20 protein-coding genes and 1 tRNA gene are annotated in these 21,974 nt (G+C 58.0%); 18 read left to right on the top strand and 3 right to left on the bottom strand.

All coding sequences use genetic code 11. The annotated features are described in order from the left end of the window. Nucleotides 1-89: 89 nt before the first annotated feature. The gene (locus VEG30_13900) at nucleotides 90-1,070 is read right to left on the bottom strand and encodes a DUF4097 family beta strand repeat-containing protein (protein ID HXZ81018.1); all 981 of its coding nucleotides are present in this window, start codon (nucleotides 1,068-1,070) and stop codon (nucleotides 90-92) included. Nucleotides 1,071-1,230: 160 nt separating this feature from the next. Then, nucleotides 1,231-2,439, bottom strand: a complete 1,209-nt coding sequence (locus VEG30_13895) for an efflux RND transporter periplasmic adaptor subunit (protein HXZ81017.1) — start codon at nucleotides 2,437-2,439, stop codon at nucleotides 1,231-1,233. 379 nt (nucleotides 2,440-2,818) lie between these two features. On the opposite strand from VEG30_13895, the gene VEG30_13890 reads away from it, so the two are divergent. The 6 genes from VEG30_13890 (at nucleotide 2,819) to VEG30_13865 (ending at nucleotide 7,809) form a co-directional block, all read left to right on the top strand. Further along, nucleotides 2,819-4,192, top strand: a complete 1,374-nt coding sequence (locus VEG30_13890; GenBank protein ID HXZ81016.1) for a hemolysin family protein — start codon at nucleotides 2,819-2,821, stop codon at nucleotides 4,190-4,192. 99 nt (nucleotides 4,193-4,291) lie between these two features. After that, on the top strand, nucleotides 4,292-5,209 hold the full coding sequence (gene nikB / locus VEG30_13885; protein ID HXZ81015.1) for a nickel ABC transporter permease: 918 nt from the start codon (nucleotides 4,292-4,294) through the stop codon (nucleotides 5,207-5,209). Between the two features lie 335 nt (nucleotides 5,210-5,544). After that, a complete protein-coding gene (locus tag VEG30_13880) occupies nucleotides 5,545-6,231 on the top strand; it encodes a hypothetical protein (protein HXZ81014.1) in 687 nt (228 codons plus the stop codon). Nucleotides 6,232-6,292: 61 nt separating this feature from the next. Then, nucleotides 6,293-6,967, top strand: coding sequence for a hypothetical protein (locus VEG30_13875; protein ID HXZ81013.1), 675 nt, complete (start codon nucleotides 6,293-6,295; stop codon nucleotides 6,965-6,967). 108 nt (nucleotides 6,968-7,075) lie between these two features. Continuing rightward, complete coding sequence (locus tag VEG30_13870) at nucleotides 7,076-7,348, top strand: hypothetical protein (GenBank protein HXZ81012.1); 273 nt, start codon at nucleotides 7,076-7,078, stop codon at nucleotides 7,346-7,348. After that, nucleotides 7,345-7,809: a nuclear transport factor 2 family protein gene (locus VEG30_13865; protein ID HXZ81011.1), complete on the top strand. Its 465-nt coding sequence runs from the start codon at nucleotides 7,345-7,347 to the stop codon at nucleotides 7,807-7,809. Before VEG30_13870 ends, VEG30_13865 begins: the two co-directional genes overlap by 4 nt. Nucleotides 7,810-7,852: 43 nt before the next feature. Here VEG30_13865 and VEG30_13860 read toward each other — a convergent pair. After that, nucleotides 7,853-7,929 (bottom strand) — tRNA-Arg (locus VEG30_13860). A gap of 667 nt (nucleotides 7,930-8,596) precedes the next feature. Between VEG30_13860 and VEG30_13855 the strand changes: the two genes are divergently transcribed. From VEG30_13855 to VEG30_13800, 12 genes are all read left to right on the top strand, one after another. Further along, entirely contained in the window at nucleotides 8,597-8,830 is a 234-nt protein-coding gene (locus VEG30_13855; protein HXZ81010.1) for a helix-turn-helix domain-containing protein, read from the top strand. Between the two features lie 14 nt (nucleotides 8,831-8,844). Further along, nucleotides 8,845-9,897, top strand: coding sequence for a type IV pilus assembly protein PilM (pilM, locus tag VEG30_13850; GenBank protein ID HXZ81009.1), 1,053 nt, complete (start codon nucleotides 8,845-8,847; stop codon nucleotides 9,895-9,897). Further along, nucleotides 9,894-10,508, top strand: a complete 615-nt coding sequence (locus tag VEG30_13845) for a PilN domain-containing protein (GenBank protein HXZ81008.1) — start codon at nucleotides 9,894-9,896, stop codon at nucleotides 10,506-10,508. The genes pilM and VEG30_13845 overlap by 4 nt, the downstream gene beginning before the upstream one ends. A 14-nt stretch (nucleotides 10,509-10,522) precedes the next feature. Then, nucleotides 10,523-11,158: a type 4a pilus biogenesis protein PilO gene (pilO, locus tag VEG30_13840; protein ID HXZ81007.1), complete on the top strand. Its 636-nt coding sequence runs from the start codon at nucleotides 10,523-10,525 to the stop codon at nucleotides 11,156-11,158. 12 nt (nucleotides 11,159-11,170) lie between these two features. Then, nucleotides 11,171-12,028 (top strand): hypothetical protein, encoded by an 858-nt coding sequence (locus tag VEG30_13835; protein HXZ81006.1) that lies wholly within the window; start codon nucleotides 11,171-11,173, stop codon nucleotides 12,026-12,028. 152 nt (nucleotides 12,029-12,180) lie between these two features. Further along, nucleotides 12,181-14,760, top strand: coding sequence for a type IV pilus secretin PilQ (gene pilQ, locus VEG30_13830; GenBank protein ID HXZ81005.1), 2,580 nt, complete (start codon nucleotides 12,181-12,183; stop codon nucleotides 14,758-14,760). A gap of 86 nt (nucleotides 14,761-14,846) precedes the next feature. Then, entirely contained in the window at nucleotides 14,847-15,938 is a 1,092-nt protein-coding gene (locus VEG30_13825) for a Xaa-Pro peptidase family protein (protein ID HXZ81004.1), read from the top strand. 33 nt (nucleotides 15,939-15,971) lie between these two features. After that, nucleotides 15,972-16,475: an acetyl-CoA carboxylase biotin carboxyl carrier protein gene (gene accB, locus VEG30_13820; protein HXZ81003.1), complete on the top strand. Its 504-nt coding sequence runs from the start codon at nucleotides 15,972-15,974 to the stop codon at nucleotides 16,473-16,475. Nucleotides 16,476-16,594: 119 nt separating this feature from the next. Then, complete coding sequence (accC, locus tag VEG30_13815) at nucleotides 16,595-17,971, top strand: acetyl-CoA carboxylase biotin carboxylase subunit (GenBank protein HXZ81002.1); 1,377 nt, start codon at nucleotides 16,595-16,597, stop codon at nucleotides 17,969-17,971. A 2-nt stretch (nucleotides 17,972-17,973) separates the two neighbouring features. Further along, complete coding sequence (thiE, locus tag VEG30_13810; GenBank protein ID HXZ81001.1) at nucleotides 17,974-18,603, top strand: thiamine phosphate synthase; 630 nt, start codon at nucleotides 17,974-17,976, stop codon at nucleotides 18,601-18,603. Nucleotides 18,604-18,664: 61 nt separating this feature from the next. Further along, nucleotides 18,665-20,233, top strand: coding sequence for an amino acid permease (locus VEG30_13805; GenBank protein ID HXZ81000.1), 1,569 nt, complete (start codon nucleotides 18,665-18,667; stop codon nucleotides 20,231-20,233). A gap of 37 nt (nucleotides 20,234-20,270) precedes the next feature. Continuing rightward, nucleotides 20,271-21,845: an amino acid permease gene (locus VEG30_13800; protein ID HXZ80999.1), complete on the top strand. Its 1,575-nt coding sequence runs from the start codon at nucleotides 20,271-20,273 to the stop codon at nucleotides 21,843-21,845. Nucleotides 21,846-21,974: the final 129 nt, after the last annotated feature.

Here is a 21,974-nt window from a genome sequence, read left to right as displayed (position 1 = left end):
GACATAAGGTGATGCGAAACGCAAGGTCCTTCGACTCGGGCCTCGTCGGTATGCTGGGCCCGCGCCCAGGATGACAACGCGAAGGGCCCTTATTGAATGCGAATACTTCCTGATCCGGTGTGTACGTTCAGTGCAAAACTTCCGCCGCCACGCACTTTGCCGCGAATTTCTCGCTTGCTGATCTCTCCCTGCACCTCCACCGGCACATCTAGTTGCAGGCTTCCCGAACTGGTGTGGGCGTAGAGGTCGAAGCGGGCGTCGCCTGGGACTCTCACCGAAATGCTTCCCGAGCCGCTGCGCAGGTCCCAGCTGCCACTGGGCTGGCCACCGGCGGTGATGCTGCCGCTACCGGTACTGGCATGGAGATTTCCCTGAATGTTCTCCAGGCGCAACGAGCCCGACCCGGCTTGAGCATCAACGTATCCCGGAGAGGATTGGACGAGATCGATATTGCCGCTCCCAGTAGTGGCGCGGAAGCTGCCGGCAATTCCGTGCGCGCGAATGCTGCCGCTCCCCGCATTGGCCCGCACTCCGCCGTGGATGTCATTCAGATCGATCGCACCGGAACCTGTGGTGGCTTCGATATCGGAATGAGTCTGTTCGACGCGGACCGATCCCGACCCCGTCTTAGCATGCACTGGCCCGTTCACCCCTGCCACCGTTTGGGTGCCCGAACCAGTTTGCGAAGTCAACCGCGTTTGCGCGGGCGTTTCTATGACGTAGCTGATGGAGATGTTCTGGAACAGGCTGGACTCATGGGTTCGCCCGATGCGAATCGAGTTTCCGTTCTGCTCGATGGGAGGCTTCTTTTCTATGCGCTCCACCTTGTCCCCCGGATCGCCACTGAACCAAGCTAAGCCGTTCACGCGAATGCGGCCGTGAATCACGACACTGGCGGATGAACCGGATCGCACTTCGATGCTGCCGGCGCCGGTTTCCACATCCAGATCAACCGGACCGCTGACACTCAGAGTGCGATCGAACGAGCCTTCGGACCGTGAATCGGCCATTGCGAGCAGCGCGGCGCACGTCATTACACATGTCAGCAGCAACCTGGAACGGAACTTCATCACACTCCTCCCGTCTCAAAGCCGGAACTGGGTGGAAATTTTGACATCTTTTGAGAGAAGGGTCTCTGCGCTGGAGGGACCACAGAGACCCCTGGTGCTGCTATCCCTGGCCTGGGCCTCGGCGCAGACTGATTGAGCGCGCCGTTTTGGAATGGCGGGATTACTGCAGCACGACCTGGTCGCCTTCCTTCAAGCCTCCCAGTACCTCAGCCTTGGCGCCATTGGAGATACCAAGACTCACGGCAATCTTCTTCTTGCCATCTTTCGCGCTGGGCACGGGAATTTCCACGAAAGACTTCTTGTCTTTGTCGTAGATGACCGCGCCTTCGGGAATCATCAGCACGCCTTTATGTTCGTCGAGGATAATTTCGGCATTGGCGGTCATGGCAGCCTTCAATTCGCCGCCCGGATTATTGATGGAAACCCGCACTTCAAAGGTGGTGACGTTGTCTTTCTCGACGCCCATGGGAGAGATCTTGGTGACCTTGCCGGTAAACGTCTTGTCCTTGAAAGATTCCACCTTGATGCGCGCCGGCTGGCCCAGGTAGACGCGTCCGATATCGCTTTCGTCGACTTTACCTTTAACGTAGACCTCACTGATATCGCCGAGCGTCATCATCAGGGTGGCGGCGGAACCCATGACCAGGATCGAGCTGACGGCATCTCCGACTTCCACATCGCGCGAGAGCACCACGCCATCGAGCGGGGCAACGATCGTGGTGTAGCTGTACTGCTCTTCCAGGCGCTTCAATTCTGCTTTCGCGCTCTGCTCCTGCGCCGCCGCCTGGGAAATTTTCGCCTTCAAGACACCCATCTGTGCGCGCGCCACGTCGCGTTTGTTGACCGCCAGTTCGTAGGCTTTTTGGGCATCATCCAGGTTGGCTTCCGAGACTACACCCTCGCGCGCCATCTTTTGAGCGCGCGCATAGGCTCGCTGGAGCATCGGGATATCCGGGCCTTCGGCATCGACCTTGGCGCGCTCATAGTCGGCCTCGGTGGAACGCAGGCTGGCTTCGGCAGCCTCCAGGTTGGCCCTTTGAGAACGGACCTGCGCCTCGATTTCTGCCTTATCCAACTCGGCCAGAATTTGCCCCTCCTTCACCTTATCGCCGGTGTCTACATATAGTTTTTTGACGATGCCGCTGGCTTTGGACTTGATCTCCACCTTGATGATCGGCTCCACTTTGCCGGTAGCGACCACGCTCTTGGCCAGATCGCCTTTTTCGACTTTTCCCAGCTTGGAAGGATCGATCTTGGTGCCACCGCGGGTAGCAGCCACCACGGCCAGAACGATTACCAGGATCCCAACACTGGATCCCACGATATAAAAGAGCCGTTTCTTTTTCTTTTTGCCGTTACCGTTTGCCACAGTGGCCTCCTGCTCCTTTGCTGTTTATTGGTACGGAGCGAGTCGCTGGTTGGTTCCTGATTTTTTCTTGCCTCACAGAAATGATATCGGGGAAAAGTGCACACCGAGCCTAAATCGAAGACGCCTTCCCGCTTTCGGAATTAACTGCATATCAGTAACCCCCAGATTAGACAAGGAAGCAGACCAAAGGAAAGCAACGGTCTGCGGTGAGTTTGAGCTTTATTTCTGGCCCAGAAAGGGAGGTGCTCACAACCGAAAGGCGGATGGGTACGGTGGTTTGTCCCCGGTCAAATCGCATGTTTAGAGATACTTGGGGACGAGCTTCCCGTTCTGGAACCATGTCCGGTAGTGGTTTGCCGAGTGCTAGAATCGCGACTTAATGCTGGCTTCTGTTCTGCTGAGAATCCTGGCGGTGCTGCTGCTGGTGGCGGCCAATGCCTTTTTTGTGGCTGCAGAATTCGCGCTGGTCAGCATCCGCAGCGCGCGCATTCAGCAACTGATCGAAGCCCATCGCATGGGCGCGCGCACGGTGCAGAAACTTCATTCCTCGCTCACAGACCTCCTCAATGCAGTGCAATTAGGGGTGACGCTTACCAGCCTGGCACTGGGCTGGATTGGAGAGCCGGTACTGGCGGCGCTATTTCAGGTCTGGATCGGGCATGTGCCCTATGCGCGCATCTACGCGCATGGCCTCGCGATTGTAACGTCGTTCTGTCTGATCACCTACCTGCTGGTCATTCTGGGCGAGGTGGTACCCAAATCGCTGGCGCTGCAGCGCTCCGAGCGAGTGGCGCTTGCGGTTGCGGCTCCCATGGATTTTTTCATGAGGGTGACGCGGCCTTTCCTTCGGCTGATGACTAGTTCGTCACAGATGGTGCTGAGCCTGTTCGGAATCGAGAAGATCCGCGAAGGCGGGGTGCACTCTACAGAAGAGCTGAAGCAGATCGTCACCGCCTCGCGCCGCATGGGGATGATGCCGGCGTTTCAGGAAGACCTGCTGCTGCGCGCGTTGGAGCTGGGAAACATCAGCGTACGTGAGGTGATGGTCCCGCGCACCAGAATATTCTCCTTGCCCGCCGATCTGTCTCTCGCTGATGCCATGTCGCGGGTGGTAGAAGAACAGCATTCGCGGGTACCCGTCTATGACCCGATTCGTGGTCCTGAACACATCATTGGTTTGCTATACAGCAAGGACATCTCGCGCTGGATGCGGCTGCGCCTGATGTATCCCGACGGAGAGAGCGCCCTGCGCCTGGAGAGCATGCAAGTGCGCAACATCATGCGCGACGTTCTGGTAGTACCGGAAACCAAGCTGCTCCCAGACCTGCTTGTGGAGTTCAAGCAGAGCAAGCGTCACCTGGCGGTGGTGGTCGACGAATTTGGCTCGACCGCGGGTTTGATCACAGTGGAGGATGTGCTCGAGCAGCTTGTGGGAGAGATCGAAGACGAGTTTGATATAGCTCTGCAGCCGCTTGCGCCGGGGGCCTCCACCATGGTGCTGGATGGATCGGTGAACATCCGCGACCTTGAGACGCTGTATCACGTCATGCTGCCGCGGGATCAGGGATTTGAAACCCTGGCGGGATTCATCCTTGCCGAGCTGCAAAGACTGCCCAGGGTGGGAGACGTGGTGAACTATGAAGGCCGGCGCTTTACAGTCATGGAAATGGAAGGACGGCGGATCGCGCGGGTAAAAATCGAAGCCTTGGAACAGCAAGCGGTTGCCGACCAGGAAGCGGGAGCGAGAAAGTGAACAGCAAGGAATCAAAAGACCCCGCCCAAGCTTGCTTGAAGGGGGCACCCTCAGGATTACTTCGGTACACGAGGCGACAACCCATGAGGATTAACTGAATTGCTTCGTCTCCTCGGATCGCGCTTGCTCTACACCTTGCCAGTGATCTGGGTGGTGGTGTCCGTAGTCTTCCTGCTGATCCATCTGGTGCCCGGCGATCCAATCCAACAAATGCTGGGAGAAGGAGCGGCCAGCGCAGATGTACAAGCGGCCCGGCAGGCTTACGGTCTCGATCAACCACTCGGGCAGCAATACCTAAATTATTGGAAAGGCGTGTTACGGGGAGATCTGGGGCAATCGATCCGCTTTAATCAGAATGTCGCGAAGTTGCTATGGGACCGCTATCCCTTCACCTTGAAGCTGACCCTGGCCTCGCTGGCGGTGGCGCTGCTGCTCTCGATTCCCGCTGGCGTACACTCCGCGCAGCGGCGAAACCGCTGGGACGACCGGGCGATCAGCTTTGTGAGCCTGCTTGGGCTATCATTCCCCAATTTCGCGCTGGGGCCGATTCTGATTCTCCTCTTCGCTATTAAGCTGGGATGGCTGCCGGTTTCCGGTTCTGGTAGTTTCGCGCACATCATTCTGCCGGCAGTCACTATGGGTGGCGCGCTCGCTGCCATCCTAACGCGGATGGTCCGCACCTCGATGTTGGAGGAGCTCAACCAGGATTACATCCGCACGGCTCGCGCCAAGGGTTTGCCGGAGCGCGCGGTGGTCTATCGGCATGCCTTGCGAAATGCCATGATTCCAGTGCTGACGGTGATCGGACTGCAATTCGGCGCGCTGCTGGCGGGAGCGATCGTTACAGAGACGATTTTCTCCTGGCCGGGAATTGGGCGGCTGACGGTGCAGGCCATCTCTAATCGCGATTATTACCTGGTGCAAGGCTGCATATTGGCGATCGGGCTGACGTACGTCGCCGTGAATTTTCTTACCGACCTGCTGTATTCCGCAGTGAACCCACGTATTCGCCAATAGTCCGGCAGGAGCCGTAGTTTGGGCATGAAAGCGCAAATGGTTGCACACTGCCTGGTGCGATTTGCACATCACAATTTCTAAGCTGCTGAGATATCGACTCTTCGGCGCAGAGAAATTTGGCACGCGGATTGCCCAAGTTAGTGGGCGAAACGAGGTCACAAGCCCGGTCCGCACGGATGTGTTGCCAGCGTCCTTGGGGGAGGCGGACCGGGCAGGTGACGTCTCCCCGTTCGTGGAAGGAATGGGTTTGTCAACCAAAGGGCTGCCCGTCTCTGAAGGACTACTCTAACCACAAGCAAACCAGTCAATAGAAGAGAGGGCAAATCCAAGTGGAAATGGACCAAGGGACTGCGAAGCGCGAGCAATCATTACGTTTCGATTCGTCGATTAGTTCCCACTGGGCCCGTCTGGCACTGGCGGCGCTGATGGTAGGTCTGTTCGTCAGTGCAGCCTTGGCCGATGAAGTCACTTTTAGCGGCGTGATCACCCAGTCCACGGCGGACGGCACAGGGCCCGCCGTGAACAACCCGTCCTTGAACAATATTGCGGACGGTGATGCCTATACCGTGACCCTTGATTTCCCAGGATCCATCACCGGCGCTGGCACCTTTAATCCCCTCGCTGGCGCAACTATGAGTTTTGTCGATGCCGCTGCCTCCGCCACCGAAACTGCCTTTGATACGATCAGCCTTTCCGTAATTACCGACGGTAGTTTTTTCGACATTAGTCTCCTGGGTTGTCTGACGACTGGGAGTGCCTGCAATGTCGGCAACTTCTTGGCGGCTAATTTCCAGATTCCAGCCGCGAGCTTGAATGCGCAGAATGTTCCCGCGACGGCGATCGTTGGTCTGCTGCCGATGGAACTCCTTGAGGACGATGGAGTCACCGACATTCATGGGTCGGTCACGACCTACTCCTATACGGGAGCAGCGGCTGTTCCGGAACCGGCTGAATTCTTGCCCATGTGCGCAGGACTGGCGGCCATGGCGCGCTTGTATCTGCGACGGCTGAAGCGAGTTTGAAAGAAGATAGTCCGAACCCTCAGGGCCCGATTCGATCAATCTAAGAAGGAGAACAAGCGTCATGAGGACAAGTGTGCTCGTACTGCTGGCTATGGGCCTGCTTTCCGCCTGCGCCTTTGCGGTGGATGGCGTGATTTTGATCAACAATGCAACCGTGCTAGCCGCCGGGGGATACCCGTACACGATTTCGCAACCCGGTAGCTACAAATTGTCGGGGAACCTGGTTGCGCCATTGAATAAAGACACAATCTTTATCAACGCTGACAACGTCACCCTCGATCTGGCCGGATTCAACGTCCAATGCTCGGTACAGCCACAATCGGGGACCATCAATGCGGTGCGCTGCATTACCGGGCCGGGCGGCCTGCACAACGTCTCTGTTCGCAACGGCACAGTTACCGCTACTGCAGTGGCCGGGGCGGATAACCAGTACCAGCTTTCGCCTGTAGCATTCGTTCTTTCGGATGGGATGACGCTGGAAGAGGTAAAGACTGAGACGTTCGACCCCGCCTTCAGTCCTCTCTCCTTCAACCTGTCGACCGAGGTCGTGTTGCCAGCAAATTCGCTGGTGCGGAACAATACATTTTTTTCCGGCGGTACTGGCCCTTCACTTCCACCATCCTTGGCCATCGACTGTCCGAGCGTGGTGGTAGAGAACATTCTGGTGGCCAACTTCTCCCTGGTAGGATTGGGGCCCGCTGGTTGCGTTGTGGCTAACAACGTAAAGATTAGCTAACTTATATTCTTGACTACGCGAAAGCGCGACCATACTTGACCCGGCTTGACCCGGACTTAGCCGCCACTTGGTACGGGTGTAGGCGATGCGCTACGCTTTTGACCACGGATGCGCTCTGGCCATGATGGTGGCCGAGCCGGGCAGCAATTCCCAGCGCAACGCCTGGCCCTGGAAGACCTGCTCTCGCGGCTGACGCCCGCGCTGGAACGGGCTCAGATGCCATACATGCTGACCGGTTCGGTGGCGAGTTCAGCCCATGGTGTACCCCGGTCTACTCGCGACGTCGACATCGTCATTGCGCCCACGCGTGCGCAATTGTTGGCGCTGCGAAGGCCGCTGCTCGGACCCGGCTTTCTGAACATCCAGAGAAAAGATCAATGAGACAAACACTCGTTGTCGTCGTCCTACTTGTGACTGCCGCTTTCGCCGCCGCGCAGAAAGAAGGCGGGAGCAGAGCTCAACACGCCAGCGTTGAGCAGATCATACGCAAACTCGATGATGAACGCATTCAAGCGCAGATCCACGGGGATGCTGCAGCTTTTGACCGTCTTTATGCAGATGATTTTATCGGCGTAGGGCCAAGCGGCACCGTTAGAACCAAGCCGCAGGTCATTGCAGATTTCACGTCGGGTACGTTGAAATTCCAGTCCATAACGACCGATGACGTCCAAGTGCGCGTCTATGGAAACACGGCTGTCGAGACGGGACGGTCAACCATGAAGGGAGAGGACAAGGGCAAGACTGTTCCCCAAGACACTCGCTTCACCAGGGTGTGGGTCGAGCAGCAAGGGCGCTGGCGATTGGTTGCCAACCACTACTCCTCTCAGATGTCGCAGAAATAACCAAAGGCGGATCAAAAGCGATCTTGGATTGCCAGGGAAGCTATGGCGCACCCGACAGGACTCGAACCTGTAACCTACGGCTCCGGAGGCCGTCGCTCTATCCAATTGAGCCACGGGTGCGCTGCGATTCGATTATAACAACTGAATTGAGCCGAAAGTGCCGTTCCTGCCGCCCGAGGTTATTCCGTCTCAAATCCGTTGCGGATGAAAATTCATGTAGCCAGCTGGGAATACATGGATCCTCGGCGACGGCCGCAAGATGGCCCCTTAGAGATTAGCGAGTGACGGGTGGAATTGCGCCATTACGCCTACTGTTTGCGGCGCGAGCGTCGAGAAGTTCCTCCCTCCTTCACGGGGGAAACCGGCTTGGTTCACAGATTTGTAGTTTGCTTATCGGACGAACTATGCCGAACGCCGTGGAATTTTGGTTTTTTGCCGTTTTTCGGGCTAGTCCCTTCGTTACTTTGGCGGCCAGATTTGGAGCTCTCTACATTAAGACCACAATATCTGGTGTCCGGAGGCGCAGAAAAATACACTCTGTTGGCGTTTTGTCATCCGACCAGAAGGCCATGAACTACCGGGAAACCCGGAAGATAACGGCAAAAACCGGAAGTTATCCTTGACACCCACCGGCTTCTCCTTGATATAACCAGCACGCTCGTAGTTCACCCCCCGAGACCAAAGAGTTTTTGATTCCCTGCAAAAGGGACCACGCGGCGTCCAGCGCGCGTACAGCTCTGTTGGTTGTCAGCGCACGTCGATACCTCTGGAAAGGGCTACACGGATTATGGCCGATGCGCCGGAAGTGATGAACATCCGCCAGGCTTCGCAGTACTTGGGCGTGAGCCCCGACACGCTCTACAAGTACGTATACGAGGAGAAGATTCCTGCGTTCAAGCTGGGCAATCGTTGGAAGTTCAAGAAGACCATCCTGGATTCCTGGATGGAACGCAAAAGTACAGTAGGAGACGGCAAAGGCAAAAAGCGGCCCAGACCGGCGCGTGCCCTAGCCAGTCGTTAGAGGCGGAACAGACTATGTTTTCATTCGGTGGCTCCAAGTCGATTGTGGGACTCGATATCGGTTCGAGCAGCATCAAGGCGGTGGAACTGAAGCGCTCCCGTGGCGGGCTGGAACTGGCTCACGCCGGAGTTGAACCGCTGGCCAACGATGTGGTGGTGGACTCCATGATCATGGACAGTCCCAGCGTGGCCAGTGCCATCGGCAAGCTCTTTGCCGAACACAGCATCAAGACCAAACAGGTGGCCACGTCGGTCAGCGGGCACTCGGTGATCGTGAAGCGAATCACCATGTCGACCATGACAGAGCAGCAACTGGCTGACAGCATCAACAGCGAAGCCGCGCAGCACATCCCGTTCGATATCGCCGACGTGAACATTGACTACCAGGTGCTCACCGACGATCTGACGGGCCCGCAGATGGACGTGCTGCTGGTGGCGGTAAAGAAGGACAAGATTCTCAACTACACCAACGTGCTGTCGATGGCGGGCAAGACCCCGGCTATCGTGGACATCGACGTTTTCGCGCTGCAGAACTGCTACGAATACAACTACGACCCGGCGCCGGGCTCCACGGTGGCGCTGCTGAATCTGGGCGCCAGCGTAATGAACATCAATATCCTCAAAGGCACGACTCCCCTGTTTACCCGCGACGTAAGCGTGGGTGGCCACCAATACACCGATGCGCTGCAGAAGGAACTCGATCTCAGCTTCGATGATGCTGAGTCTCTCAAGCTGGGCGAGAAGGTGGGGACGGTGAGCGAGGATGCCAAGCAACCCATCCTGCAGCAGGTGACCGAGATCATCGTGCTGGAAATCCAGAAGACCTTTGACTTCTTCCGCGCCACCGCGGCGGGTGAGCACATCGAGCGGCTCTATCTGGCAGGTGGCTCATCGCGTGTACCCGGCCTGATGGAAGCGCTGCGCCAGGAGTTCTCGTTGCCGGTCGAAATTCTGAACCCGTTCGCCCGCATTGAATATGGCCCCGGAGCCTCGAGTTTGGTCGAGCGCAACGCGGGGCAATTAGCCGTGGCCGTGGGTTTGGCCCTGAGGAGTTTTGAAAGCCTATGATTCGCATCAACCTGCTGGGTGGAGACAGACCGAAGAAGGCCAAGGGACCGGCAATCACTCTGGGCACCAAAGAGCCACCGAACATCATGGTGGTGGCGGCACTGATCGCGGCGCTCACTATCGGTGGCAACTATCTGTGGTATTGGGGACTGAACAAGAAAGCCGAGGACCTCAAGAAGCAGTTGGATACGGCGCAGACCGAGAACCGGCGGTTAGCCGAGGTGAAAGCCAAATATCTGGAGCGTCAGAAGCAATTTGATCTTTACGACCGCCGGGTGAAAGTGATTCATCAGTTGCAGGCCAACCAGTCAGGTCCCACCGACTTGATGAATGCATTGGCCAGCACGGTGAACTCCACGGATGCGGTGTGGCTCAACACCATGAACGATAGCGGAGCGGTGATCAACCTGCAGGGTACCGCGCTGAGCTCCACCGCAGTCGCCAACCTGATGACCAACTTGAAAAAATCCAGCTACTTCAAATCGATTGAGATCAGGGAAACCTATCAGGACGACACCGTAAAGGACATGCAGGCATTTCAGTTTTCTATCACCTGCGAGAAGCTGCCGCCGTCACCGGCGCCGTCAGCGCAACCGCAGCAGAAGTCGTAGGCAGGACGGGAATCATGGCCAAGTGGAACGAACTGCCGTTTGGATCGAAACTCGGAATCGTGGTCGGACTGGCCGCGGTAGTGACCGGGCTGGCGTGGTATCTCACGATCAAGCCGCTGGCCGATCAGAACAAGAAGAACGAGGGAAAATTGGCCGCGGTGAAAGCGGACAACGACTCGCTCCGGCCGTACGTGGGTAAGTTGGCTGACATGGATCGGCAAATCGAGAGCCTGAAGCAACAGCTCGAGATCCAGAAACGCATCGTGCCGGACGAGAAGGAAGCGGATAACTTCATCCGCCTGGTGCAGTCGACCGCGGCTGCTTCCGGGATAGAAGTGCGCCGTTTCACCGCCCAGGCGATTCAGAACAAGGAATTCTTTGCCGAGGCGCCGTTTGAACTGGAGCTGGACGGACCGTACTACTCGGTGCTGGGCTTCTTCGATCGTCTGGCCAAGCTGGAACGCATTATCAACGTGTCCGCTCTGCAGATGGCAACCGTCAACAAGGCCAGCGATGCCAAAGTTAAGCACCGCTACGAATATGCGCCGGGTGAGAGCGTGGTTGCCACCTGCGTGGCTACAACCTATTTCAGTCGCGCGGAGGTACCAGCGCCGGCTCCGGCTAAACCGGGAGCGCCGGCAGGGAAGTAGCAGGGAACCGTTATGAAGCTGACTAAGTGCATGGTATTCGTCCTAATGGCCGCCAGTATTGCGTGGGCGCAGGGAGCTCAGACCGCCAACGCGGTAAAGACGCTGGCCACTCAGGCGGCCGCTTCTTCCTCGGCTGCGGGCAGTCAATCCAGCGCCGCGCCGGTCAAGCCGGCTGCAAAACCGGCTACTGCTTCCGCGACGCAGAGCAGCCAACACACCGCCGCGCCGGTGAAGACGCCGAAACCTGCTTCTTCTACGGCCGTGAACAACCAGCCGGCCGCTAAGGCGCCAAGTAAGCCCTCCTCAGCTGCGACGGCTACCAGCGCCCCGGTTGCAGCCAAGCCGGTTGCCAAGGCGGCGTCGAAGTCCGCCGGGGCGACTACTTTCACTCCTGCCTCTGCAGGAAAAACTCAGGCGACAACCCCGAAAACGAAATCAGCGACTTTGGACAGCGCAACCCAGAATAAGTCGGGGGTGAAGAAATCCTCGCTGGTCAAGCCGGTGATGCCGGAAACGCCTGAGTTGGCACAGCGGGTGTCGCTGAGTGGCGCGGCTGGGCGGCGGGATCCTTTCATCAGCCCAATCGTGCGGGCCACTGGCCGAGGTCCAGGGTGCCAGACGGGGAAGAAGTGCCTGATGATCGATCAGATCGCGCTCAAGGGAATTGTGAAATCACAGAACGGAATGATCGCGGTGGTTGAGAACAGCGCGCACCGCGCCTACTTCCTGCGCGAAACCGATCCGGTCTTCAACGGAGTGGTGGAGAAGATCACGGGAGATTCGGTGGTTTTTCGCGAGACCGTGACCGACAAGCTGGGAAAGGAAAGCACACGTGAAGTAGTTAAGCGCGTGAATGCGCCCATCGTTTAAGGACGTTATTCTTCCGCTTCGGCGGAAGGGACGAATTTGGCAAGCAACAAGAGAGTCAGCATTCAGACCGGGCCGAAGCAAGGGGCCAATTTAAGAGTGGCGGCACGCCGCCACACACGCGAGCGCAAGTTGCGCGTGCAGGGAGAGACCAGATGAGGCGGAAGCAAGGCATGGGTTCAATTTTGCTGCTGCTGTTGATGAGTACGATAGCGGCTGCAGCCAACACGCAATTGACCAACATTAGCGTGGCGGCGCAGGGCAATTCTACTGTCGTAGCCCTGCACATGAACGGCACGTTCAGCCACACAGAATATCGGCCCACCGATAATCTGCTGCTGGTGGACATGCATGGGGTTTCAGCGGGCAGCTGGAAAGAGCAGACGCGGACCTTGAACACCCCCGGCGTGAGCGCTTATCACGTCCTCTCCTACAGCGGGTCCAATGGAACCGAGGTAGCTCGCATCGAGTTGGCTCTGGTTCCCGCAGCCGAGGTTAAGGTCGGCGATATGGCAAATGGTCTTCAGATTCAGGTTACTGTGCCGAAGACTACTGCCAAGCCCTCAGCAGCATTGTTGCCGCTATCAAAAACCACAGCCGTGCCGGTAGCCAAGCCTGCGGCTGCCAATGAGAGTCAGGTTTCGGCAGTGAAGGAGGCGGTGGCACCGGCGATCACCCCCCTGACGGTGCGCTCGGTAGAGGTGGTTCGCGGGGACGGTACCCTGGATGTTGAAATTGCAGCCAATGGTCCACTTTCGCCGCGGGCGATGAAGCTATCGTCGCCGGCGCGGGTGGTAGTAGATCTGATGAACGCGGTGCCCTCGAATCCGAAGGTCATCGCGGTGAATTCAGGAGATGTGAAAGACGTTCGGGTAGCCCGTTTCCAGGACAGCCCGCCGGTGACCCGGGTGGTTGTTGATTTGGCGGAAGCGCGCGCTTTCGAGCTGGTGCCTGCCGGCAACAAAGTTATCCTGAAAGTTCACACCAGCGAGAAATCGCCAGCTTTAAACACGGTTCCGAACAGTCCGAAGCCGATTCTGCACAATCCGGCACCGCCGACGCTGGATGCAAGCAAGCCGGCACCGAACCCGGTCACCGCCCATTTGGTTCCGGCTACGCTGACGTCAGCGATACCGAATCCTGTCCGGGAATCGTCGAAAACTCCCGCAGCTCCCTCGCAAGTATCTGATGTCTCTCAGGCTGCCACTGGAAGAGCAACGGAAAAGGCAGCTAAAGATTTCGTGATGCTGGAGCCGCAGTTCACTCCCAAGGCGGAAAATGACGTTCCTACGGCTGATCCAAAAGCGGCGGCCGAATCCGCGGCGCGGGTGATCGAGGCTTCGAACAAAGCGGCAGCCGACGCGCTGCTGCCCCCCTCCAGCGCGGCTCCGCAAGCTGGTGCGCCTGCCACTAATGCCTCGGCGATACAGCGGGAGACGCAGATCTCCAGTCCTCCCGCGCCATCCAAGCCCAAGTACACGGGAGAACCAATTTCGGTCAATCTGAAGGATGTCGACCTGAAGGATTTCTTCCGGCTAATTCACGAGATCAGTGGGCTCAACATCGTGCTCGATCCCAATGTGAGAGGCACGTTGACTCTGGTGCTTGACGATGTGCCCTGGGATCAGGCGCTCGACCTGGTGCTGGCGAATAACGGCCTGGACCGGAAGCTGGAGGGCAACGTTCTGCGCATCGCGACGGTTGACACCCTGCGCAGGGAAGCCGAAGCGGTTCGCGCCAAGAATGAAGCTGAGGCGCTCTCCGTCCCCAAGGTTCACATTACGCATTTCCTCAGCTATGCTCAGGCCAAGGACCTGGTTCCCACTGTCAAGCGCTTCCTCTCGCAACGTGGCGACGTGATTGCCGATGTGCGCACCAACTCGCTGATCATTTCCGATATCCCGTCGGTGATTCCGGAGGTTCAGCGGTTGCTGTCGCAGTTGGACCGTAAGACACAGGAAGTGGAAATTGAAGCCCGCGTTATCGCCGCCACTCGCAACTTTGCGCGCGACATCGGCGTGCAGCTCGGCTTCGGGTGGGGAAACAACGTGTCGGCTGCTGGTGGCTCCAGTGCTGCTGGATTCAGCCCCACCAACATCACCTTCCCACCCACTGCGACTCAGCCGAAGTACATTCTGGATCCCACGGGGAAAACAATTCCGCTGTTCTCGAACCTGGCGGTTCCGGGGCCGACCAGCGGCCTGTCTTTCGTGAATGCGACCTCCACGTACCGGCTGGATACAATTCTGACCATGGCGGAGCAGCGGGGCTTGCTGAAAATTCTCTCCCGTCCGCGCGTGGTGACGCAAAACAATGGCCAGGCGATAGTTCGACAGGGCGTGCGTGTGCCTGTAGTTACGGCCGCGCAATTGGGTGGACCACCTACGACAACCTACGTAGACGCCTTCCTGCGGCTCACGGTTACGCCGCAGATTACGGTTGAGAGCACGATCTTCATGGCGATTGACGTGGAAAACACCACGCCAGATTTCTCCCGCCAGGTTGCCGGCAACCCTACCCTGATCACGCAACAGGCCACCACCCAGGTGTTGGTTGCCGATGGCGGCACCGTGGTGATCGGCGGCGTTATTCAGACGCAGAACTCGGTGAACATACAGCAGGTGCCGTTGCTGGGGGACATTCCGGTGATGGGCAACCTATTCAAGCGACGCTCGGTATCGACCTCGTCGCAGGAGTTGTTGTTCTTTGTAACCCCCAAGATCGTTCAAACCTAGTCAACCAACCATCAACCTAACTCCCCCCGCCACCTGGCGGGGGATTTTTTATCTGCCTGCGTCCATACCTGCATAGAATGAACTCGATGCGTTACCAGGTACGACAGCAGCGATTGCTCGAGCTTTTGCGGCGCCATCAGGCCTCTGGCCTCCTAGTCACCTCGCTAGTGAATATCCGCTACCTGTGCGGGTTCACTGGCAGCTCCGGAGTGCTGGCGTGCCGGCTGGATCATGGAAGACGCCAGCTGGCCTTATTTACCGACGGTCGCTATCGGCTGCAGGCGCGAGAGGAGGTGACCGGAGCCAGGATCGTGATCGAAAAGCGCTCAGCTTTGGAGATGGCGGCCGAGTGGGTGACCGGCTCAGGTCTGACTCCGATAGCTATCGAAGCCCAGCACCTGTCGGTAGCTGAACGTGATCTGGTACTCAAACATCGTCGGCACCCGAACTCGCGTTTGAAGAGCACTGTAGGCCTGATCGAGCAACTGCGGCTCGTCAAGGACGATCAGGAAATGGCAGCCATTCGCAGTGCGGTGAACTTAGGAGCCTCTCTTTTCGATACGGCTCTGAACACGATCCGTCCCGGGGTCGCTGAGGTGAGGGTGGCGGCGGAGATGGAGCACGCGGCGCGCGAATCGGGTGCGGAAGGGATGTCTTTCGAGACCATTGTTGCGGCGGGTCCGAGATCCGCACTTCCCCATGGGCACGCCTCCACGAAACCAATCCCTGGGCGTGGGTTCGTGGTGCTCGACTTCGGTGTTATACTCGCCGGTTATTGTTCAGACATGACCCGCACTGTGCACGTGGGCCGGCCGACTACAGAGGAACGAGAAATGTATGAGGCGGTGAGAGAGGCCCAGGGCGCAGGCGTGGACGCGGTTCGTGCCGGGGTGACCGCGGGGGAAGTAGATTTCGCCGCCCGCTCGGTTCTGCGGCGTAACAGACTGGACCGTTTTTTCACCCACTCCACCGGTCACGGAGTCGGCTTGGAGATTCATGAGCCGCCTCGGTTGGCGCGACGGGAGGCCGAAGTCCTGCAGCCGGGCATGGTCGTTACTATTGAGCCCGGTGTTTATGTTCCAGGCAAGGGAGGGGTTCGCATCGAGGACATGGTTGTTGTCCGCGAGAACGGATGTGAGGTACTCACACCCGGGACCAAAGAATTGATAGAGCTGTGAACGGTCCGAATTCATTGTCCGCATGCATCCAGAATGAATCAGAAAGAATTGAAGGAACTCATAGAGTTCTTAATCGAAAAAGATATTGCCGAGTTCGAACTGGAACGCGGGGATATCAAAGTACGCATCAAGCGAGGCGGAGCTTCGTCGCCAATCCATTACGCCGCGGTTGCCCCAGTAGTGTCGGCGCCGCTTGTCTCCGCCGCACCAGCCGTAGTAGTAGCCGCAGGCGGCAATTCTTCCCCTTCTTCCGCGTCCGCAGCCTCGTCTGCCGAACCCGCTGTTGAGGAAGCCGGTGGCCAGATCGTGCATTCGCCAATCGTGGGCACGTTTTACGAGTCGCCATCGCCCGGGGCTCCCCCGTTTGTAAAGCCGGGCGACCGGGTGAGCCTGGGCCAGGTGCTCTGCATTGTTGAAGCGATGAAGCTGATGAACGAAATCGAGTCGGACTATGCGGGCATTGTCGTAAAGCGGTTCGTCGAGAACGGTCAGCCGGTGGAATACGGCCAGCAACTATTCGCTATTCGTCCCGATTAGTCTAGATGCTTCTGTTCTTCCTGCCGACGATATATCTTGGAGAGGTGAAAGGTCCAGCACGCCTATTACGCGGCAGACAAACAGACAGGCGTGATGCTGCGCATCATCATTGAATCTCAATGTTTCGAAAAATTCTCATCGCTAACCGGGGAGAAATTGCCCTGCGCGTTATTTGCGCCTGCAAGGAGCTGGGCATTAAGACGGTGGCCATCTATAGCGATGTCGACCGGCACTCGCTGCACGTGCGATTTGCGGACGAAGCCATCTGCATCGGTCCTCCCAAGGTGAGCGAGAGCTATCTGAATATACCGGCCGTTATCAGCGCCGCCGAGATCGCCAACGTTGACGGTGTCCATCCCGGCTACGGCTTGCTCAGTGAAAACGCGAACTTTGCTGAAGTGGTCGAGACCTGTGGCATGAAATTCATCGGCCCACCTCCCGAAATCACGCGACTGATGGGCGAAAAGGAGAAAGCGCGAATGGCGATGAAGTCGGCAGGCGTGCCCATTCTGCCTGGCTCCGAAGGAGTGATTCCGAGTGAAGACGAGGCTCTTGGCTGGGCGAGGGAGATTGGCTATCCCGTGATCGTGAAGGCTGCCGCCGGGGGTGGGGGCCGCGGGATGCGAATCATTCGTGACCGGGAGGCACTCCCGGGTCTGTTCCAGGCGGCCCAGAGCGAAGCCTCAGCAGCATTTGGGAATGGGGATCTCTATTTAGAGAAGTTTATCGAGCGCCCGCGTCACATCGAATTCCAGGTGCTCGCTGACGAGCACGGCAACGTCGTCAGCCTGGGGGAACGCGAGTGCAGCATCCAGCGGCGGCATCAAAAGCTGCTGGAGGAATCGCCGTCGGTGAAAATGACGCCTGAGCTACGATCGTCCATCGGGGATCTGCTTTGCCGCACGCTCAGCCACATCGGCTACATCAACGCGGGCACGGTCGAGTTCCTGATGGACGAGGATGGCAAGCTCTACTTTATCGAGATGAACACCCGAATTCAGGTAGAGCATCCGGTGACCGAGATGGTCACAGATGTGGACCTGGTGAAGAGCCAGATCATGATCGCGGTGGGAGAGAAGCTGGAGAGAGTGCTGCAAGGACCGGTCGTGCATCGCGGGCACGCGATCGAGTGCCGGATTAACGCTGAGCATCCGGAAAAGTTCACGCCTTCCGCGGGAAAGATTACGGCTTTCAATCCGCCGGGAGGTACCGGGGTGAGAATCGATACCGCTGCCTACCCCGAATCGGTGATTCCGCCTTATTACGACTCCCTGATCGCCAAGCTAATCGTTCGTGGCAAAGACCGCGAGGAAGCCATTTCGCGGATGACACGGGCGTTGGAGATGTTCATCGTGGAGGGCATCCACACCACGATTCCGCTTCATCGGCGGATTCTGGCCAATCCCGACTTTCGCGCGGGCAAGTTCGATACGACGTTTATGGAGCGGCTGCTGGGAAGCAGCCAGAGCGTCGCGAAGGTCCCGGTCCAGCCCTAGCTATGGTTGTTCGCCTCCCGCGGCTATACGCCATTCTCGACGTCTCCTTCTACCTTTTTGCTCCAGACCCACTGATCGCGATGCTCGCGTTTGCGCGTGACCTCAAAAGCGCAGGCGTTACGCTGCTGCAATTCCGCAATAAAACTGGATCCAGCCGCGAAGTGCTCTCTCACGCTCGCGCCCTTCGCGCCGAGCTAGGACCCGACACAACCTTCTTTATGAACGACCGTGCTGACTTAGCCGTAGCCGCCGGATGCGATGGGGTGCACCTTGGTCAGGACGATCTTTCGCCAGAGGGGGCGCGCAAGGTTATTGGAGACCGGCTCTGGATGGGCCTTTCCACGCACAATCCCGAGCAGGTGCGTATCGCGGATGAGGCCGCGCCAGACTACATCGCCGTGGGTCCGGTATTCGCAACCACTACAAAGTCCAATCCCGATCCCTTGATTGGCCTGGAGGGAGTGCAGGAAGCCCGGCGCCTGACCTCGAGACCGCTGGTCGCAATCGGGGGAATCACCCTGGATAACTGCCGTTCCGTGATCGATGCGGGGGCGGATTCGGTGGCGGTAATCTCAAGTCTCACCCGGGAGCCCCGCAAATCAGCCGAGCAATTCCTCCGCATATTGATGTAAAGTCGTGCCACAACATGCGACCGGGCAGAACGCATTTTTTCCTTCATGTGGTGATCCAACTGTGAGTCAAACCCAAACACACGCTGCACCGCCAGACCTGGCTGCTCCTGACCAGGGATTTGTCAAAGGCCTCGGACTGACCAGCGCGACGACGCTGGTCATGGGTTCGATGATCGGGTCGGGGATTTTTATCGTCTCCGCCGACATCGCGCGGCTGGTGAACTCCCCAGGGCTGCTGATCCTAGCCTGGGTGGTCACGGGATTTATGACGGTGGTGGCGGCGCTGTCCTACGGCGAATTAGCGGCCATGATGCCTCACGCGGGCGGCCAGTATGTGTATCTGCGCGAAGCGCTGGGACCGCTATGGGGATTTCTCTATGGCTGGACTCTGTTCTTAGTGATTCAGACGGGGACTATTGCCGCCGTTGGCGTGGCGTTCGGAAAATTTCTGGGCGTGTTCTTCCCGGCCATCTCCTCCGGCAACTGGATTATTCATTTGTGGAAGGTGCCGCCGATCCCGGTCGGGCCGATGGTTCTAGGCAACATGGATGTGGGACTGAACACGCAGAACCTGATGGGAATCATCATTATTGTGCTGCTGACGGTGGTAAACGTCTTCGGCGTGAAGACCGGCGCTCTAGTGCAGAACGTCTTCACGTTCACAAAAGCTGCCGCCCTGCTTGGCCTGGTCATTTTCGGACTTCTCCTGGGACGCAACCCTCAGGCACTGGCGGCGAATTTCACTGAATTCTGGCGAAACGCGGGAAGCAGTGCCGCCCCATTCGCCCAAATCGGTATCGGGGGACTGCTGGGGACCATCACCATCCTTGCTGTGGCCCAGGTGGGATCGCTTTTCTCCGCCGATGCGTGGAACAACGTGACTTTTACGGCCGGCGAGGTCAAGAACCCCAGCCGCAACCTGCCGCTATCGCTAGCGCTGGGCACGGGTGTGGTGATTGGTCTTTATATCGCCGCGAACTTCGTTTACCTCAACGTGCTGCCACTGTCTGGCGACCCTCATGGCACGACGGTGCTGGCCCGCGGAATTCAATATGCCGCCGAAGATCGCGTGGCGACTGCGGTGATGCAGGTGATGGTCGGACCCGCAGGTGCAGCCCTGATGGCGCTGGCAATTCTGATCTCGACCTTCGGTTGCACGAACGGGCTGATTCTAGCCGGAGCGCGAGTTTATTACGCGATGGCTAGGGACGGCTTGTTTCATCAGCGCGTGGGCACGCTGCATCCCACGTATAAAACGCCGGTAGTGTCGCTTATCGTGCAGGCGGTATGGACCTGCATACTTTGCCTGTCTGGAACCTATGGCCAATTGCTGGATTACATCATTTTCGCGGTGCTGGTTTTCTACATCTTAACGATTGTGGGTTTGTTCGTACTGCGGCGGAAGCGGCCGGACGCGGTCAGGCCCTATCGGGCAATCGGTTACCCGGTACTCCCGGCGATTTACATTGTGATGGCGCTATTCGTCGATATCGTGCTTTTGCGGTATAAACCGCAGTACACTTGGCCGGGTTTGATTATCGTGCTGTGCGGTATACCGGTTTATTTCCTGTGGTCTCGACGGACGGGCGCAGGCCGGGCAGCCGACAGTGGGGCGGCGCCGGGACATTAGATTTACACCTGGTTAGGCCAGGAGAGAAGGACAACACATGGCGGGTTTATTAGCCACCAAACCGCTTGACATGATTCTCAAGGAGTCCTGTGAAGAAGGGGCACACTCCCTCAAGCGCGCACTTGGTCCTCTGAATCTGATCACGCTCGGAATTGGCGCGATCATAGGAGCCGGCATCTTCGTTCTAACGGGGGCTGCAGCCGCACAATATGCCGGACCGGCAATCGTGCTCTCGTTCATTCTGGCCGGGATTGCTTGTGCTTTTGCCGGGTTGTGCTACTCCGAGTTTGCCTCGCTGATTCCCATCGCCGGCTCTGCTTATACGTATGGGTATGCGACGCTGGGCGAGATCTTCGCGTGGATTATCGGCTGGGACCTGATTCTGGAATACGCCTTTGGTGCAGCTACGGTTGCCTCCGGCTGGAGCGGGTACGTAGTCAGCTTCCTGCAGGACTATGGCGTTCACATCCCGCCTGCATTTACTGCGACGCCCGGCACAGAGCTTGTGTTTTACAACAGCCGCTGGGAGCGGCTGGCGACGGTGTTGCCCACGCTGAAAGCACACGGCGTCGATCCCGCAACTTTGCAACACGCGCATGGCGTGTTCAATCTGGTGGCTTTCCTCGCCATTGTGATGGTGACGACGATTCTGGTGATTGGCATTAAGGAATCGGCCAATTTCAATTCCGCCATCGTAGTACTGAAAGTTGCCATCGTTCTGACCTTTATTGGTATTGCAGTGCGCTATGTTCTGGCGCATCCCTCGGTTGCCACGACTAACTGGCATCCGTTCATTCCGCCGAATGCCGGAGACTTCGGAAAATACGGTTGGTCCGGGATCGCGCGTGGGGCAGCCGTAATTTTCTTCGCCTATATCGGATTTGATGCCGTGTCCACCGCGGCGCAGGAGGCGCGGAGGCCGCAGCGCGACATGCCCATCGGCATTCTGGGCTCGCTAGTCATCTGCACCGTCCTCTATATTCTGGTTTCGGGCCTGCTGACCGGCGTGGTGCCCTACACTGCGCTTAACGTGCCCGATCCCGTTGCCGTTGGTATCGATGCAACGGGCGTACGTTGGGGCAGCTTCCTGGTGAAACTGGGTGCGATCGCTGGACTGGGGAGCGTGATGTTGGTGATGCTACTCGGACAATCGCGGGTCTTTTTCTCCATGTCCTGCGATGGCCTGCTGCCGAAATGGGCAGGGAAGGTGCATCCACGCTTTCGCACTCCTTATATCTCGTCAATCACGGTGGGAATATTTGTTGCGATTTTTGCCTCATTGATTCCGATTGGGATTCTGGGCGAGTTGGTCAGTATCGGCACTCTGCTGGCGTTCGTCATCGTGTGCGCGGGGGTATGGATCCTACGGGTGAAGCGGCCGGAACTGGAACGTCCGTTTAGAACACCGCTGGTTCCGTTGGTGCCTATCATGGGAATCCTGGTATCCGGATTGATGATGGCCAGCCTGCCGGGCGACACCTGGCTGCGACTGATCATCTGGCTGGTGATCGGCATGTTTGTGTATTTCTTCTATGGCCGCCATCATTCGCGCGTACAGATGATTCGCGACAAGGAACCGGAGCCCAAGCCCGGCACGGTGATGGCCGACTAGGCGGGCGCCAATCGTCACCACAGCCTAATTCCCCACTCAAGCCGAAGGAAGGCTTGAGTGGGTCACTCAGCCAGCCCCGGCCACGGATTGCACGGATTTGCACGGATAAGACCAGGCAGCAGTGCAAAG

This window comes from Terriglobales bacterium, assembly GCA_035624455.1.
GTDB lineage: Bacteria > Acidobacteriota > Terriglobia > Terriglobales > Acidobacteriaceae > DASPRM01.
Note: the sequence above shows the minus strand (reverse complement) of the source record. Positions and strands in the feature narration are given on the sequence as shown.